The organism is Enterococcus sp. DIV0876 (genome assembly GCF_050529585.1).
Taxonomy (GTDB): Bacteria; Bacillota; Bacilli; order Lactobacillales; family Enterococcaceae; genus Enterococcus_D.
In genome coordinates, this window is the sequence record NZ_CP172882.1 from 2,779,372 (window position 1) to 2,793,046 (window position 13,675).

Consider the following 13,675-nt stretch of genomic DNA (forward strand, 5'->3'; position numbering starts at 1 on the left):
TGACAGCACAACATTGATCCTTGGATCGCTCTTGTGCTGCCTATCAAAACTGCTGATTTATATTACTGGCAACCCATTAGCGGCCAAAACCGCCGCCACCCATTTGATTGCTGGATGCTGTTTCACCAGATTGTGTCAAATTGACAATCGTATCTGTCACTGGCAGTATCCCTAGTTCAGTACCCTCTGATACGTTACCACCCGCGTAATAGCCAAAGGTTGACTCACCATCATTGCTGCCGCCGCTGACCAATGTATACGAGCTGTCAGTCAGATCTGGTGTGGAGATGACGACATGTTGATAGTTTTTGCTTGGTGCGTAAGAAACAATCGTGTTCCCGTCACTGTCCAACAAAGTCACTAAATTATCTGCAGCTTGCGACTGATCAAAGGCGATCGCCACGGATTGTTGGGTACCATCGCTGACATTCATCGCCATGTCTGCGGTACCAGCTGCCAATAAGACACCACCGGTTATTTCAAACGTACCATTATAATCTAACGCGCCATTGCCGCCGGACGTTGGCCCATTAACGATCGCTGTGCCACCACTCATGGTCACATTGCCGTTACTGTCGAGGCCATCACCTTCTGCATCAATCACGAGTGTTCCACCAGTGATATTCACTTCTTTGCTATCATCTGCTACATCACCGCCGCCAGGTTGACCACCAAAACTATCTTGGCCAAATAGTCCCGTACTTTCATCTGTATCGCTGCCGCCGCCAGCATTGACCCCATCGTCACTGGAAACCACTTGCGTTGTACCGCCCGCAATATTGATGACACTTGCTTCTAATCCTTCATAAGATTTTTCAATCGAAATCTCGCCATCATTGATTGTCAATTCATTGTCTGCATGGATCCCATCGTCACCGCTATTGGCTGTGAGCGTCCCACCAGAAATCGTGATCGTATCATTTGCATGCAGGCTATCATCGGCACTATCGATGGTATACGTCCCACTGCTGATAACCATTGCACCACCAGCTTTCAGTCCTTTATAACTTTCATCGGTACTGATCGATTGACTTTGGGCGCCATCCGCTGTTTGAATCGTGATATCGGCATTTTGGCTACTCAAATTGGTTTCGGCTTGGATTCCATCACGGCCGCTTTGGATCGTAAAGGTTCCACCATCGATTGCTACATACCCTTTGGCCGTATCTTCGGTATTGTTGGCTTGGATCCCATCGCCTTCTTCCGTAGTCAATGTGTATTGTCCCGCTAAAATAGAGACGGAATCTTTGCCCTTGATGGCATTGTTTTTGGCTGTGATCTCATAGGTGCCGCCAGCTAAAACCAAATCATCTTTACTGCGGATCCCATTGCTGTAATTGCCCGTGACCACCAGTTTGCCCTCACCATTGATCGATAAGTCTTCTTTACTATAAAATACGGCATCCGGCTCCGTTTCGCCATCAGCCAGCACGTAATCACTGCCATCCGTCAACGTGTTCGTCGTATCGCTTGCCAATGTTGTGATCACTTTTTCAGCTTGTTCCACCACAACAGCAGCGCCTGAATCATTGGTGATCGTGACACCATTGAAAATCAAATGTACTTTGGCTTCTTTGTCTACATTCACCACCAATTGACCGTTACTCAACGACCCACTGACGACATAGGTACCTTCTTGCGTGATCGTGACCGTTTGTCCGTCTACAGTTACGCCGTCTACTGCTTCAGTATCCCCATCATTTAAGGTAATCTGTGTGGCAGCTGCTTCATCATAAGACGCATCCACATCTTCGTCTTCATAGGTACCATAATAATCGGTAGAATCATCTAAGGTTGTCGAAACATTTGTCACAGTGGCAGCAGAACCACTCGTTGCTGCTGCAGCCGTTGCGCTTGTACTTGTTGAAGTGGTATCTGACTGAGCGCATGCACCTAGTAGTAAAGTAGACAGCAATAACGGATAAATGATTTTTTTCATCAAAAATTCCTCCTTCTATAACTCATCGCGGTTCGCTGCAGCTTTCCCCAATACGACTGGGAGATTGCCATTGCGAATGCGTACTTCATCAATGATTTGCTTTTCTTGCGATTGGTCTTTCAACAGCAAGTGGTAGCGCAATTCATATAAACTCCCCATCGTTGTGGTCCGAACAGAATCTAACTTCGCAGAATGGGCATACTTTTCAAAGATATCGTCAAACAATTGCGGATAGTCCAGATCTTCAGGAATGGTTACTTTCAACTCTCGTTCAGCCGTTTTTTGACGATCACCAAAAGGCATTGTATATAGGGCAATCAAGAATAGTGCTACGATCACTGAAAAAACAACCACATAACCGACGTAGCCCATCCCCGTCGCCAAACCGATCCCCATAGACCAAAAGACACTCGCAATCTCTCTAGAACCTCCCGGTACCGAGCGGAAACGGATTAAGCTGAAAGCACCGAGGATCGCTACCCCGGTTCCTAAATTACCATTGACCAGCATAATCACTGATTGAACAAGAATCGGCAAAACGGCCAAAGTGATCACAAAATTTTTGGTATATACATTCTTGATCATATGCACGAAAGCGACCAATAACCCCAAAATCAGTGATGCCGCCACACAAATCAACAGGCTCCCCCATTCTAGCGAACTGGTATCTCCTGAAAACAAACTAGATAACATGTAAAACTTCCTCCTTTTTGAATAAATGACGCTGATACGTTTGGGCATACTTTGAAAAACTGCCTTTTCTTACATCGTACGTATTCAGCAGCTCAACAAACCACAATGGATAAGCGCCTAACGCTTTGACTTCCATCAAGACACCGATCTCAGGTGCCACCAATGCGCCATCACTGCCTGCAGCTAGATCTAAATTGCACGAACGAAAACGAATATTTTGATCAAACGTCACGCGAAATTCACTTTCATCTTCCACAAACAACGACAAACGATCATAGGCAATCAGGACTCTTGGCGCTAGATCTTGATTTTGTTTGAATAACCATTTGATCTCAGCAGCAATTTGCGCGGGTTCAACCGTATCTGGCAATTGACCATTCACGACCCATTGCTGAAAATCTTGATACGACATGGGTACCCGCCGTTTGTAGACGATGCCGTTGACTTTCTTCTTGATTTCTAAAAAGATCAAACTATCTTGACTTGGTACACCATAACTGCGAATCCGGAATTTTTCTTTATACTTTGGTTTATCCATTGAATGGCGAATAAAGCGAAAATCGTCTGTATCATAGTATAATGACATAATCGTATGTTTGCCGTATTCGTCGACTGTCATTTTTTGTTGCAATGCATCAAAAAAAGCAGGAAAACGATCCGTGGGAATCAAGTATTTTGTTTCTTTTCGTTGAAAAACTTTTTTTAGTTTCACTTGCTTGTCCTCCCTTGTAGTTCATGCTTATAATTTAAAGGGAGTAACTTAAAACCAGCTTAAGTAATTCTCTGCTTTTTAAGTATTTTTTATGTTATTCATGCTATTCTTATCATTAAAGAGGTGGAAAAATGATTAAAATATTGCTTGTTGAAGATGACAAAACATTATCAGAAAATATCAAAGAAATCGTAAGTGAGATTGGTGAAGTCAGCCAATCATTTGATGGCAGTGAAGGATTATACGAAGCTGAGACAGGGATCTATGACTTGATCATTTTAGATTTGATGATGCCTGAAATGGATGGCTATGAGGTATTGGCAGCTTTAAGAAACAAAGGGATTCAAACCCCAGTATTGATTCTGACAGCCAAAGATGGCTTGGAGGACAAAGTCACTGGTTTTCAAAAAGGAGCGGATGACTACTTAACAAAACCATTTTACCGTGAAGAATTGCTGATGCGGGTCAAAGCCTTGCTAAAACGCGCATTGGGCTTATTCAATGAAAACAATATCGAATACAAAGGATTGGTATGTAAATTATCCACCAATGAAGTGACCTTCAATGGACAGCTTTTGCCGATCCAGGGCAAAGAATTTGAGTTGCTGCTGTACTTTTTACAAAACAAAGGTATCATTTTAACAAAAGAACAGATTTTCGATCGAATTTGGGGATTCGACTCCGAGACGACCTTGACAGTCGTTGAAGTCTATATGAGCAACTTGCGCAAACATTTGCGGGATACCGGTGTTGACAAAGAGATTCGCACGTTGCGCAATGTCGGCTATATCATGCAAGGAGCATAGCGGATGAATAAGGAACGTTCAAACAAACAACGATTACAGTCCTTTTTGATCAACGTCAGTGCCTTTGCCATTGTTTTCTTCCTATTAAGTGTGATCGTTTTAGAATTGTTCAATCAGTCTGCTTATCGCGAAACCGACTTATCATTAGAACAAGCCGTGGAAGATACGCGGTTGATCCAAGCGGAGATCAATTCATTCCAATCTAATAGTTTAACGTCACCACCGGATACATCAATGCCCAAAATTCCGGGAACCAACCGCTTCAATACCCAATTGATTCTGTGGTCTGCTGATGGTGAGATTTTGAATAAACAGGCTTTAGGCGGTCGGTTTTCTCAATTAACAAATCTGACAATGAATACCGACAATCTAGATACGATCCAATCCTTTTCCATCGATGATCAATCTGACAATTCCACTGAAGACAAATTACTCTTTCGATCGATCACGACAGAAGCGCCAGCCAATACATTGGGGATCAGCTATATCCAAGTCTTAGCCAATACCAACCAAATCAAAAATGCCATGTCTAACTTCCAGACGATTTTGATTTTATCGATGGTTTTTTTCTGGATCCTCTCTATTGGGATCAGCTATTTCTTGACGACATTAAGCATGCGGCCAATCTTGGCTTCTTGGAAAAAACAACAAGAATTTGTGGAAAATGCCTCCCATGAATTGCGGACACCGCTGACGATCATTCAAAATAGTTTGGAGCGATTGTTTACCAAACCGAATCATACAATCATCGATGAATCAGAAAGCATCGCCCAAGCATTGGCAGAAACCAGACGGTTAACGGGCTTGACCGCCGATTTACTGACGATTGCCCGCAGCGATTCCAATCAACTGACACTCGTGAAAGAACCTGTTGATTTGGTGCCTTTTATCGCCGAGTTAGTCAAACCCTTCAAAGAAATCGCTGAATTAGATGAAAAACGTTTCGTCATCGAAAACTTTGCAGAGACCACAGCGGTATTTGATCAAAAGAAAGTCCATCAAGTTTTAGTGATTTTATTGGACAATGCATTGAAATATACCTCTGTTGGGGATAAAATTACGTTGCTTTCGGAAATTTCCAATAAACAGTGGTTGATTGAAGTCAAAAACACGGGTCCTTCGATCACAGATGAAGAGAAAGCCCGCATTTTTGATCGGTTTTATCGAGAAGATCGTTCTCGTTCGAAAGAAACTGGCGGTTATGGGTTAGGATTAGCAATCGCCAAGCAAATCATTGAAGAGCATAAAGGACAGATCACTGTCAAAGATTTACAGCCTAGAGGGGTCATTTTCCAAATACGTTTGCCAAAGGAAGGGTGAGTAGCTGTCCTTGATCGTCATAAATCTACGAGAACAACCAGCCTATTTAGCCCAAGCGATCGCTTATTTTCAAGCGAAATGGGCGGGACCGGAAACAATGCAGATGTACGAAGATAGTATACGCCATAGTTTTTCTGAGACCCTATTTCCTCAATGGTTTTTATGGGTCGATGATACAGAAAAAACAGCTCGTCAAAAAACGATCGTTGGTTGCGCAGATTTGATCCCAAATAATTTTATCAGCCGGAAGGATTTGACCCCTTGGCTTCGCGCTTTATACGTTGATCCGACAGTGCGAAAGCAAGGAGGTGGGCGCTTGTTGATCCAAGCAGTGCAACAAGCTGCACGGACAGGTGGCTATCGACATTGATATCTATGTACAGATTTGACCGATTTTTATGAGAAACAAGGGTTCACTCCAGTCGGCCTAGGTCATCATCCCTAGGGCAAATCTTCTATGATCTATCGCTGTCTTTTGTAAGCAGACAAATAAAAAAACAGCTTTGAACGAAAACGTTCAAAGCTGTTTTTTTACTCACAGTACTATTGCTAGTAGAAAAGCCCTATCTCCACAAAAGGTCAATTCCGACACCCTGCAAATCCGGCAGGTTGCTTACGCGGTGTGCCTCTGCTATCAATCTGGTCAGCAAATGCTAGACCTTCTCGACTCGTCGCATGAGAATTACTTTACCACATAACTTTCGGGAAAGCTACCTTTATCTGCAAAATAAGTTGACTATGAAAGAAAAGTAGCGACTTTCGTTGTGATCAAATCAATCGCTACATGATTTTCGCCACCTTCTGGTACGATGACATCCGCGTAGCGTTTTGTCGGTTCAATAAACTGATGATACATCGGTTTGACCACTGTAAGATATTGCTCGATGACTGAATCCAATGTCCGGCCCCGTTCTTCCATGTCTCGTTTAATACGACGAATGATGCGAATGTCATCATCAGTATCGACATATAATTTGATATCCATTAAATTGCGGAGACGTTCATCTTCTAAAATCAAAATACCTTCTAAAATAATCACTTCTTTAGGTTCTTGAATGATCGTTGCTTCACTACGGGTATGTGCCACATAATCATATACGGGTTTTTCAATCGTCTGATATGCAAGCAGCTGTTCTAAGTGGGCGATCAATAAATCTGTATCAAATGCAAAAGGATGGTCGTAGTTGGTGTTCAATCGTTCTTCAAAACTCAGATTGCTTTGATCCTTGTAGTAAGAGTCTTGTTCCAACATCATAATAGAATGATTTGGAAAGTGATTAAAAATCGCTCGGCTCACACTTGTTTTGCCGCTTCCTGATCCACCTGTCACACCAATTATAATGGGCTTGCCATTCGTCATTCGATTTACCTCTTTCATTTCTAAAATTCACACTGTTTCTATTATAGCGAAAATTTTGCAAATTACTACTCTTTCTGAAAAATCAACCTCGTAATAAAGCCGGTAATTGGTCGATCGATTGGATCTCATATGTAGGTGTGATACCCGCGGTGTTTTTTTTATGGGGATTGAGCCAAATAGTATCAATCCCTGCAAGCTGCCCGCCTAATATATCTGAACTCAGCGAGTCGCCGATGATCACTGTTTCATGTTTTTTTAAACCCGGGATGCGGGCAAAGACATAATCAAAAAATTCTTTCATTGGCTTTTGGTACCCCGTATCTTCGGACACAAAGACATCCTTGAAAAAGGACATTAATTTTGCATCGCTTAAGCGTTGGTACTGTGTTTTGGACACACCATTCGTCACAACATAGGTATCAAAATCAGGTGCCAAACGCGCGAGCACTTGATCACTGTTGCCCAATAACTTATGCCCTTGATTCAAGAACGCACGATATTGCTGTTCTAAAGCCAGACTGTCGACCTCTTTTCCAAGGGAAGCAAAAAACAGACCAAATCGTTCGTTGGTCACTTGTTCTCGGGTCAATTTCCCTTTTTCAAAATCTTGCCACAACCCATGATTCAAGGTTTGATAGGTTTGTTTAAGGGTATCTGTCAACTGCAGTCCTTGTGTAGCAAATAATTTCTGTAATGCTTGGTTTTCTGTATCTTGAAAATCAAGGATTGTGTCATCGATATCGAATAATAGTGTTTTATAGGTCATTTTTTCCCTCTTTCTTAGTGAAAATAATCCACTAAACGTTCTAATTCATTTTGATGCAGTCGCCGATAGCTGCCGACAGGAAGGTCAGCGGTCAATGTTAATGGGCCAATCGCCGTTCTTTTTAAGGCAATCACTTTGACACCGCGGGTCAGAAACATTTTTTTTATTTGATGAAATTTGCCTTCCGTAATCAGCACCGTCGCTTGCGATTCTTCAGAATGTGATTGTTGGATCATCAGTTGGGCAGGTTGACACCTGGTGCCATCATGAAAAACGATCCCTGTCTCAAAAGCTGCTCGATCAGCTAATGTCAATGGCCCATTGACTGTCACTTCATAGCGCTTTGTGACTTTCTTTTGCGGATGCATCAAGGCGTACCCCAATTGTCCATTAGATGTCAACAGGACCAGCCCTTGTGTATCGCGATCTAAACGCCCCACAGCATAAAGATCGGCGACTCGATCATTTGCGGCCAAACAATCAATAACCGTTTGGTGTCGGTCATCATGATTGGCCGTGACCACTCCTTTGGGTTTATGCAGCAAAAAATACGATTCATGTGTTTTCAACTGTTTTCCCTGTACAGTGATATCGTGCAGATCGCTATCGACATTGCGTTCTCCTCGTCGTTCGATCTTGCCGTTCACTAGGACATGGCCAGTTTGAAACAAACGTTTCATCGCTTTTCTGGGGGTATGTAATTGTTCTTCGATCAATTTATCTAAACGCATAAGATTCTCTCCATAGCGGTTATTATAGCGTAGATTTTACTATCTGAAAACTAGCGGGCTTTCATATTAGTTGACTTTCATTCGGATAGCGCGTAAGGTTAAAGAGTAAAGTAAATAAAGTTTCTCATACACAGCGTTACGACCTGGTGGAGAAAAGTTGAACCAAAACTTTCCGGGACAGTTGTGTACACAACTGTCCTTTTGCGTGTTTTCATTCACGTACCACTTAATGTGCAGAGTTAACAAAATTTGCTTAAAAAACGCTCGGTCAAGCCGAGAAAATTTTAGGAGGAATTGAGTTATGTCAGTATCATTAGAAGTTACGAAAAGAGAAGTCCGCCCCCGTTCTTTAAGGAACAAATTACGTCACGAAGGCAAAGTGCCTGCAGTAGTCAATGGCTACAAAGTAGACAGTACAGCTATTGCTGTCAATGCCGCTGAATTAGAAAGAATTTTGCGTGAGAATGGTTTGAATACCGTGATCACCATTAATCTAGAAGGAAAAAAAGTCAATACGCTGATCAAAGAGTATCAAGCAGATACTTTTACCCGCAATTTGACCCACGTTGAATTCCTTTCTGTCGATATGAACGAAGAAACTGAAGTTGAAGCCGAAGTCAGCTTGACTGGTGAAGCTGCTGGTGTCAAAGCCGGTGGTGTGTTGACACAAAACTTGTATGCTGTTGTCGTTTCTGCAACACCAGACAAATTACCTGAACGTGTTGAAGTCGATGTGACTGCTTTAGAAATCGGCGATTCATTAACCGTTGCTGACCTGCCAAAAAATGATGACTATACGATCGTCACCGATAGTGAAGAACAAATCGTTGCCATTACTGAACCTCAAGAAATCTCTGAAGATGAAGAAGCTGGCGAAGCTGCTGAACCTGCAGTGATCGGTGAAGAAGAAGAATAATTTTGTTAGGCAAATAAATGATTCTTTCAAACAGTACCCTTTTTAAGCGGTACTGTTTTTTCTTTAAGATAATCAAAATCAGTTGCTTTTTTTCTGCTTCTTCCTTATGATAGATACACAAAATCAGTTGCTTGTACCAATACCTTTGAAGGAGGGATTGTTATGTTTGAAACATTTGATAATGCACGCAGCCGTTACGCTTCAGGTGGAATCGTCCAAAGGATGCCTGGTGAATTGATCGATAGTATTTGGATGATTATTGATTTAGATTTAAAAGGGGTATTCCCGCTGACAAATTTATTGACCTTCGATGTTCAAAACAATCAAGGGCGCGTAAGTCTGCTCTTTTCACAGTCACATTCTGATGTGCAATTAGGCGTGGATTTGCCTTATTTTTACGAGGATTCACTGCCAAAAACTGTCTACGCGTATGATGACGGTCAACGACAAACGATCTTGTTGCCAAGTGAGACACGTTAGGTGTTTGTTGATCATTCGACATTTGTTATAACATCCATAAATTATTAAACTATCCTTTTCTTTTTAGAGGATAGTTTTTTTTATCAATTTTTTCATTCTTTTTTTATTCGATTTGCGGTTGATTCGTTCTTTTGCGTTCCCCTGTATGTTTATTTATTATTTTTTGAGAAGTATTCTATTTTCCCGCTAAAAAACAAGTGATTTTATACTACAATAATGACAAAAAAGAACATCACGAAGAGGTGAACACACTTGGAAAAAGTACTGGAGAAGGATATTAACCAAATGTTTCAGGTGACTGCTGCATTGTTAGCAGAAAATCCACTTTCACTCAAAAAAGCTGCCGCTATACAACAGGTCTCCGTTAAAACAATTCGTCGACTCATGGCTGGTCAATTGAATGAAAGCTGCTATTTTGATTATCGTATCAATAGCGGAAAAATCACCAACTTTCGCTTCACAAGTGCCCTACCACGAAACCAACATGAACTAATCGCTGATTTGTTCCATAAAAGCGCGAATTTGGCACTTTTGATTTTATCGATGAAGCAGCCTATTCTGACTTTTCCCATGCTTAGTCATACTGCGTATATCAGTCCATCCACACTCCGTCGTCGCTTTACCTCCTTTGCCCGGTTCCTCTCCCCCTACCTCATCACGATCGATCATGGCGTTTATCCAATTATTACAGGCAATGAACGACAGATTCGTTTTCTCTTATTCAAATTAACTGCTTTTTTGCTTCCAAATCTTTATGCATCGCCTCTATCGCTCTATCAGCATTTTCACGATATTCATACTTTGCGTCAAACCGCGCTTTACAGTTTTCGCTCTTGTACAACGACTGAAGAAATCGTGCCTAGCTGTTTTGTCCCTGACTACTATCTAGTCAATGAATCCGCCTATCTCTTCTTATGGAAACAACTTTTGGCTCAGGAGACATTCTTTGTGCCAAAGAAAGAAGCAATCTTGCTGACAAGAATTATCCACCCCTTGTTCACGGAGCCTGAAGATCATTCATTGGCGGATCGCTTATCACAAATTTACCAAGTTCATTTGCTTTGTGCTTTGCTTGAAGGCAATATTTTTGTCTTCCAACCAACCGTTTTTTCATTTTCAAAAACTACTATAAAACTGATTCGCAGTTTCTTATTGCAACTTCCTCATTATGAAAAGCTGTTGAAAAAACATCCAGAGTTGCCATTGCTTTATGAATGCATTTGGCAAAAGCACTCTATCTTTCAACCAATCATCACAATAAAAAACGCACGATCTTGATGTTTACACAAGATCATGCGTTTCGTGTTATGAGTGATAATTATTGTGCGTCTGCATCAACGATTTTGACAGAACCTTGCCATTCTTGATCAACAAAGTCTTTGATTTCATCAGAGTGCAACACTTCTACCAATTTTTTGATTTTGTCGGTATTTTCGTCGCCTTTGCGTACAGCAATCACATTCACGTAAGGTGAATTGTCGGCTTCTAATAAGACAGAATCATCTACTGGGTTCAAGTCGATCCCAAAGGCAAAGTTGGCATTGATTGCCACTAAGTCTGCTTCATCATTTTGATACGCAGTAGCCAATAATGAAGGGTCGATGTCATGTTTGAATACTAAGTTCTTAGGATTTTCTGCAATATCATCGAAGGTTGCCGTTTCAGTATCGACACCATCTTTCAATGTGATCAAGTCAGCATCTTGCAAAATCGTTAAGATACGTCCCCAATCAGATTCAGAGTTTGATGTGATCACTGTAGCACCATCTGCTAAATCAGCAATATCATCGATCCGTTGAGAATATAGACCCATTGGTTCGATATGGATCGCACCAGCATTGACAAAGTCATACCCATTGTCAGCAATTTGTTTGTTTAAGTAAGGAATATGTTGGAAATAGTTGGCATCGATATCACCATTTTCCAAAGCTTTATTTGGTAAAATATAGTCATCGAAGGTTTTGATTTCTAAATCGATCCCTTCTTCAGCCAACAATGGTTTGGCTTGTTCTAAAATTTCAGCATGTGGCGTGACAGATGCTCCCACGACCAATTTGGTATTTTCTCCGCTGCTGGCTGTCGTTGAATCAGAACTACTTGAATTTGAACCTGTACCGCATGCTGCCAATGCTGCTGTTAACAATACTGTTGTTGCAAAGCCTAAAATCTTTTTCATTTTTATTTCCTCCCATATTTTCCACTTTTATTCTTGGTTCATCTCATTATCTTAACGTTTATCTGTGACTTTTGCTAAGAAGTCGCCCAATCCTTGTAAAATAAATACGATGATTAAAATAATCACTGTCGCCACCAGCGTCACAGTGTAATTTCCACGTTGAAAGCCTTCTTGCCATGCAAGTGATCCTAGACCGCCTGCACCGATTGCGCCCGCCATTGCAGTGTAGCCAATCATTGAAATCGTTGTGACTGTAATGCCTGAAATCAACGCTGGTACACTTTCTGGGATCACGATTTTGTAGATGATTTCCCAGTAACTTGCACCCATCGCTTCCGCGGCTTCGATCACACCTGGACTCACTTCACGAAAGGCAATCTCTACCATTCGGGCATAAAACGGTGCCGCTGATAATACTAATGCTGGAATGGCAGCCTTTGCGCCTAAGAAAGAACCGACTAGCAAAGTCGTGAAAGGAATAATCAAGACCATCAAAATCATAAATGGCGTTGAGCGAAAGGCGTTGCTGACGATGGATACGATGTTATATGCAATACTTGCACCTGCTGTAGATTTGCGTCCTAGCGAATATAAAGCTAGTCCCAACAGCAAACCGATAATAATGACTAAGACCATTGAAAAGAATGTCATAAACAATGTATCGATCGTCGCTTGCTGCATATTGGCCCAATCGATCTTTTCAAAGTTCAAATACGTTTCTGAGAATGATTTATCCACGCTCGATCACCTCCACAGCGACTTGTTGTGTTCCAAAAAATGCGACTGCTTGGTCGATCTCGCTTGTGTCACCAGTCAATAAAACGGTCAATGCCCCAAATGACCCTTCATTGGTTTGTTGGATCTTGCCATAAACGACATTCACATCGATGTTGAACTGACGAATCGCTTGTGAGATCACAGGCTCATTGGCATTGTCTTGCGTAAAAGTCAACGTCACTAAGCGGCCATGGGGATTTTCTCTCAAAAATGCTTGCCGCAACTCTTCTGGATCTTCTTCCGGTTCGAGATCTTGTTGCACAAACCGCTTGGTCACTGCTTGCTGCGGATTACTGAAGACTGCTTGAACAGATCCTTCTTCAACGATTTTGCCTAACTCCATAACGGCAACTTTGTTGCATATTTTGCGGATCACGTTCATTTCATGGGTAATCAAAACAATCGTCAAATGTAGTTTCTTATTGATCGACAAAAGCAATTCCAAAACCTCTTCTGTGGTCTGAGGGTCTAGGGCACTCGTTGCTTCATCACACAATAAGATTTCAGGCTCATTGGCCAACGCCCGAGCAATCCCGACCCGCTGTTTTTGCCCACCAGATAATTGGGCAGGATAGGCATCTTCCCGACCTTCTAAACCAACCAACTGGATCAATTCTTTGGCTTTTTGACGACGCTGTGCTTTCTTGACCCCTGCCAATTCCAATGGCAATTCAATGTTTTGGCTCACCGTACGTGACCATAATAAGTTGAAGTGTTGAAAAATCATGCCGATTTTTTTGCGAAAGTTACGTAATTCTTTGTTCTTTAATGCCAAAATATTTTGGCCGTTGATCACTACATCGCCAGCGGTTGGCAACTCTAGCCCATTCAACAAACGAACCAAGGTACTTTTCCCTGCACCGGAATAGCCGACGATGCCATAGATATCGCCTTTTTCGACTTGCAATGATACATCATTGACCGCATGAACGGCGGTTTTCTTCTGGGCATATGATTTTTTCACATGCGTTAATTCGATTAGTGCCATTGTACTCCCAT

General features: G+C 41.9%; 15 protein-coding genes. 6 read left to right on the forward strand and 9 right to left on the reverse strand.

All coding sequences use genetic code 11. The features are described from left to right. Positions 1 to 76 precede the first annotated feature (76 nt). The 3 genes from IGI41_RS13155 to IGI41_RS13165 are packed head-to-tail and all read right to left on the reverse strand — an operon-like array spanning position 77 to position 3,344. Positions 77 to 1,939 (reverse strand): carbohydrate-binding domain-containing protein, encoded by a 1,863-nt coding sequence (locus tag IGI41_RS13155; RefSeq protein ID WP_430610221.1) that lies wholly within the window; start codon positions 1,937 to 1,939, stop codon positions 77 to 79. A gap of 15 nt (positions 1,940 to 1,954) precedes the next feature. Beyond that, positions 1,955 to 2,632, reverse strand: coding sequence for a DUF4956 domain-containing protein (locus IGI41_RS13160; RefSeq protein WP_430610222.1), 678 nt, complete (start codon positions 2,630 to 2,632; stop codon positions 1,955 to 1,957). Next, complete coding sequence (locus IGI41_RS13165; protein ID WP_430610223.1) at positions 2,622 to 3,344, reverse strand: polyphosphate polymerase domain-containing protein; 723 nt, start codon at positions 3,342 to 3,344, stop codon at positions 2,622 to 2,624. The genes IGI41_RS13160 and IGI41_RS13165 overlap by 11 nt, the downstream gene beginning before the upstream one ends. Positions 3,345 to 3,475: 131 nt before the next feature. On the opposite strand from IGI41_RS13165, the gene IGI41_RS13170 reads away from it, so the two are divergent. From IGI41_RS13170 to IGI41_RS13180, 3 genes are read left to right on the forward strand one after another with little or no spacing between them, the layout of a single operon-like run. Then, on the forward strand, positions 3,476 to 4,150 hold the full coding sequence (locus IGI41_RS13170) for a response regulator transcription factor (protein ID WP_430610224.1): 675 nt from the start codon (positions 3,476 to 3,478) through the stop codon (positions 4,148 to 4,150). 3 nt (positions 4,151 to 4,153) lie between these two features. Then, complete coding sequence (locus IGI41_RS13175) at positions 4,154 to 5,470, forward strand: sensor histidine kinase (protein WP_430610225.1); 1,317 nt, start codon at positions 4,154 to 4,156, stop codon at positions 5,468 to 5,470. A gap of 10 nt (positions 5,471 to 5,480) precedes the next feature. Continuing rightward, positions 5,481 to 5,840: a GNAT family N-acetyltransferase gene (locus tag IGI41_RS13180; RefSeq protein WP_430610226.1), complete on the forward strand. Its 360-nt coding sequence runs from the start codon at positions 5,481 to 5,483 to the stop codon at positions 5,838 to 5,840. Between the two features lie 366 nt (positions 5,841 to 6,206). Here the strand turns inward: IGI41_RS13180 and udk are convergent, their stop codons facing one another. The 3 genes from udk to IGI41_RS13195 all read right to left on the reverse strand — a co-directional run bounded on the left by udk (position 6,207) and on the right by IGI41_RS13195 (position 8,327). Continuing rightward, positions 6,207 to 6,830: a uridine kinase gene (gene udk / locus IGI41_RS13185; RefSeq protein ID WP_430610227.1), complete on the reverse strand. Its 624-nt coding sequence runs from the start codon at positions 6,828 to 6,830 to the stop codon at positions 6,207 to 6,209. Between the two features lie 82 nt (positions 6,831 to 6,912). Beyond that, on the reverse strand, positions 6,913 to 7,596 hold the full coding sequence (locus IGI41_RS13190) for a YjjG family noncanonical pyrimidine nucleotidase (protein WP_430610228.1): 684 nt from the start codon (positions 7,594 to 7,596) through the stop codon (positions 6,913 to 6,915). A 14-nt stretch (positions 7,597 to 7,610) separates the two neighbouring features. After that, on the reverse strand, positions 7,611 to 8,327 hold the full coding sequence (locus IGI41_RS13195) for a 16S rRNA pseudouridine(516) synthase (RefSeq protein ID WP_430610229.1): 717 nt from the start codon (positions 8,325 to 8,327) through the stop codon (positions 7,611 to 7,613). Between the two features lie 301 nt (positions 8,328 to 8,628). Here IGI41_RS13195 and IGI41_RS13200 point away from each other — a divergent pair, with 301 nt between their 5' ends. The 3 genes from IGI41_RS13200 (at position 8,629) to IGI41_RS13210 (ending at position 11,001) form a co-directional block, all read left to right on the forward strand. After that, complete coding sequence (locus IGI41_RS13200) at positions 8,629 to 9,243, forward strand: 50S ribosomal protein L25/general stress protein Ctc (RefSeq protein WP_430610230.1); 615 nt, start codon at positions 8,629 to 8,631, stop codon at positions 9,241 to 9,243. 162 nt (positions 9,244 to 9,405) lie between these two features. Continuing rightward, complete coding sequence (locus IGI41_RS13205) at positions 9,406 to 9,723, forward strand: DUF960 domain-containing protein (protein WP_430610231.1); 318 nt, start codon at positions 9,406 to 9,408, stop codon at positions 9,721 to 9,723. Between the two features lie 252 nt (positions 9,724 to 9,975). Then, positions 9,976 to 11,001: a helix-turn-helix domain-containing protein gene (locus tag IGI41_RS13210; RefSeq protein ID WP_430610232.1), complete on the forward strand. Its 1,026-nt coding sequence runs from the start codon at positions 9,976 to 9,978 to the stop codon at positions 10,999 to 11,001. A gap of 40 nt (positions 11,002 to 11,041) precedes the next feature. On the opposite strand, the gene IGI41_RS13215 is transcribed toward IGI41_RS13210, so the two are convergent. Genes IGI41_RS13215 through IGI41_RS13225 form a run of 3 tightly spaced genes read right to left on the reverse strand, consistent with a single transcriptional unit; the run spans position 11,042 to position 13,664 of the window. Then, a complete protein-coding gene (locus tag IGI41_RS13215) occupies positions 11,042 to 11,899 on the reverse strand; it encodes a MetQ/NlpA family ABC transporter substrate-binding protein (protein WP_430610233.1) in 858 nt (285 codons plus the stop codon). A 51-nt stretch (positions 11,900 to 11,950) separates the two neighbouring features. Continuing rightward, positions 11,951 to 12,637: a methionine ABC transporter permease gene (locus IGI41_RS13220; protein WP_430610234.1), complete on the reverse strand. Its 687-nt coding sequence runs from the start codon at positions 12,635 to 12,637 to the stop codon at positions 11,951 to 11,953. Next, the gene (locus tag IGI41_RS13225) at positions 12,630 to 13,664 is read right to left on the reverse strand and encodes a methionine ABC transporter ATP-binding protein (RefSeq protein ID WP_430610235.1); all 1,035 of its coding nucleotides are present in this window, start codon (positions 13,662 to 13,664) and stop codon (positions 12,630 to 12,632) included. Before IGI41_RS13225 ends, IGI41_RS13220 begins: the two co-directional genes overlap by 8 nt. Between the last annotated feature and the right edge of the window lie 11 nt (positions 13,665 to 13,675).

Coding starts and splice junctions, on each gene's coding strand:
- IGI41_RS13200 (WP_430610230.1), top strand. CDS start 8,629: ATGTCAGTATCATTAGAAGTTACGAAAAGAGAAGTCCGCCCCCGTTCT.
- udk (WP_430610227.1), bottom strand. CDS start 6,830: ATGACGAATGGCAAGCCCATTATAATTGGTGTGACAGGTGGATCAGGA.
- IGI41_RS13195 (WP_430610229.1), bottom strand. CDS start 8,327: ATGCGTTTAGATAAATTGATCGAAGAACAATTACATACCCCCAGAAAA.
- IGI41_RS13225 (WP_430610235.1), bottom strand. CDS start 13,664: ATGGCACTAATCGAATTAACGCATGTGAAAAAATCATATGCCCAGAAG.
- IGI41_RS13190 (WP_430610228.1), bottom strand. CDS start 7,596: ATGACCTATAAAACACTATTATTCGATATCGATGACACAATCCTTGAT.
- IGI41_RS13155 (WP_430610221.1), bottom strand. CDS start 1,939: ATGAAAAAAATCATTTATCCGTTATTGCTGTCTACTTTACTACTAGGT.
- IGI41_RS13205 (WP_430610231.1), top strand. CDS start 9,406: ATGTTTGAAACATTTGATAATGCACGCAGCCGTTACGCTTCAGGTGGA.
- IGI41_RS13160 (WP_430610222.1), bottom strand. CDS start 2,632: ATGTTATCTAGTTTGTTTTCAGGAGATACCAGTTCGCTAGAATGGGGG.
- IGI41_RS13215 (WP_430610233.1), bottom strand. CDS start 11,899: ATGAAAAAGATTTTAGGCTTTGCAACAACAGTATTGTTAACAGCAGCA.
- IGI41_RS13175 (WP_430610225.1), top strand. CDS start 4,154: ATGAATAAGGAACGTTCAAACAAACAACGATTACAGTCCTTTTTGATC.
- IGI41_RS13170 (WP_430610224.1), top strand. CDS start 3,476: ATGATTAAAATATTGCTTGTTGAAGATGACAAAACATTATCAGAAAAT.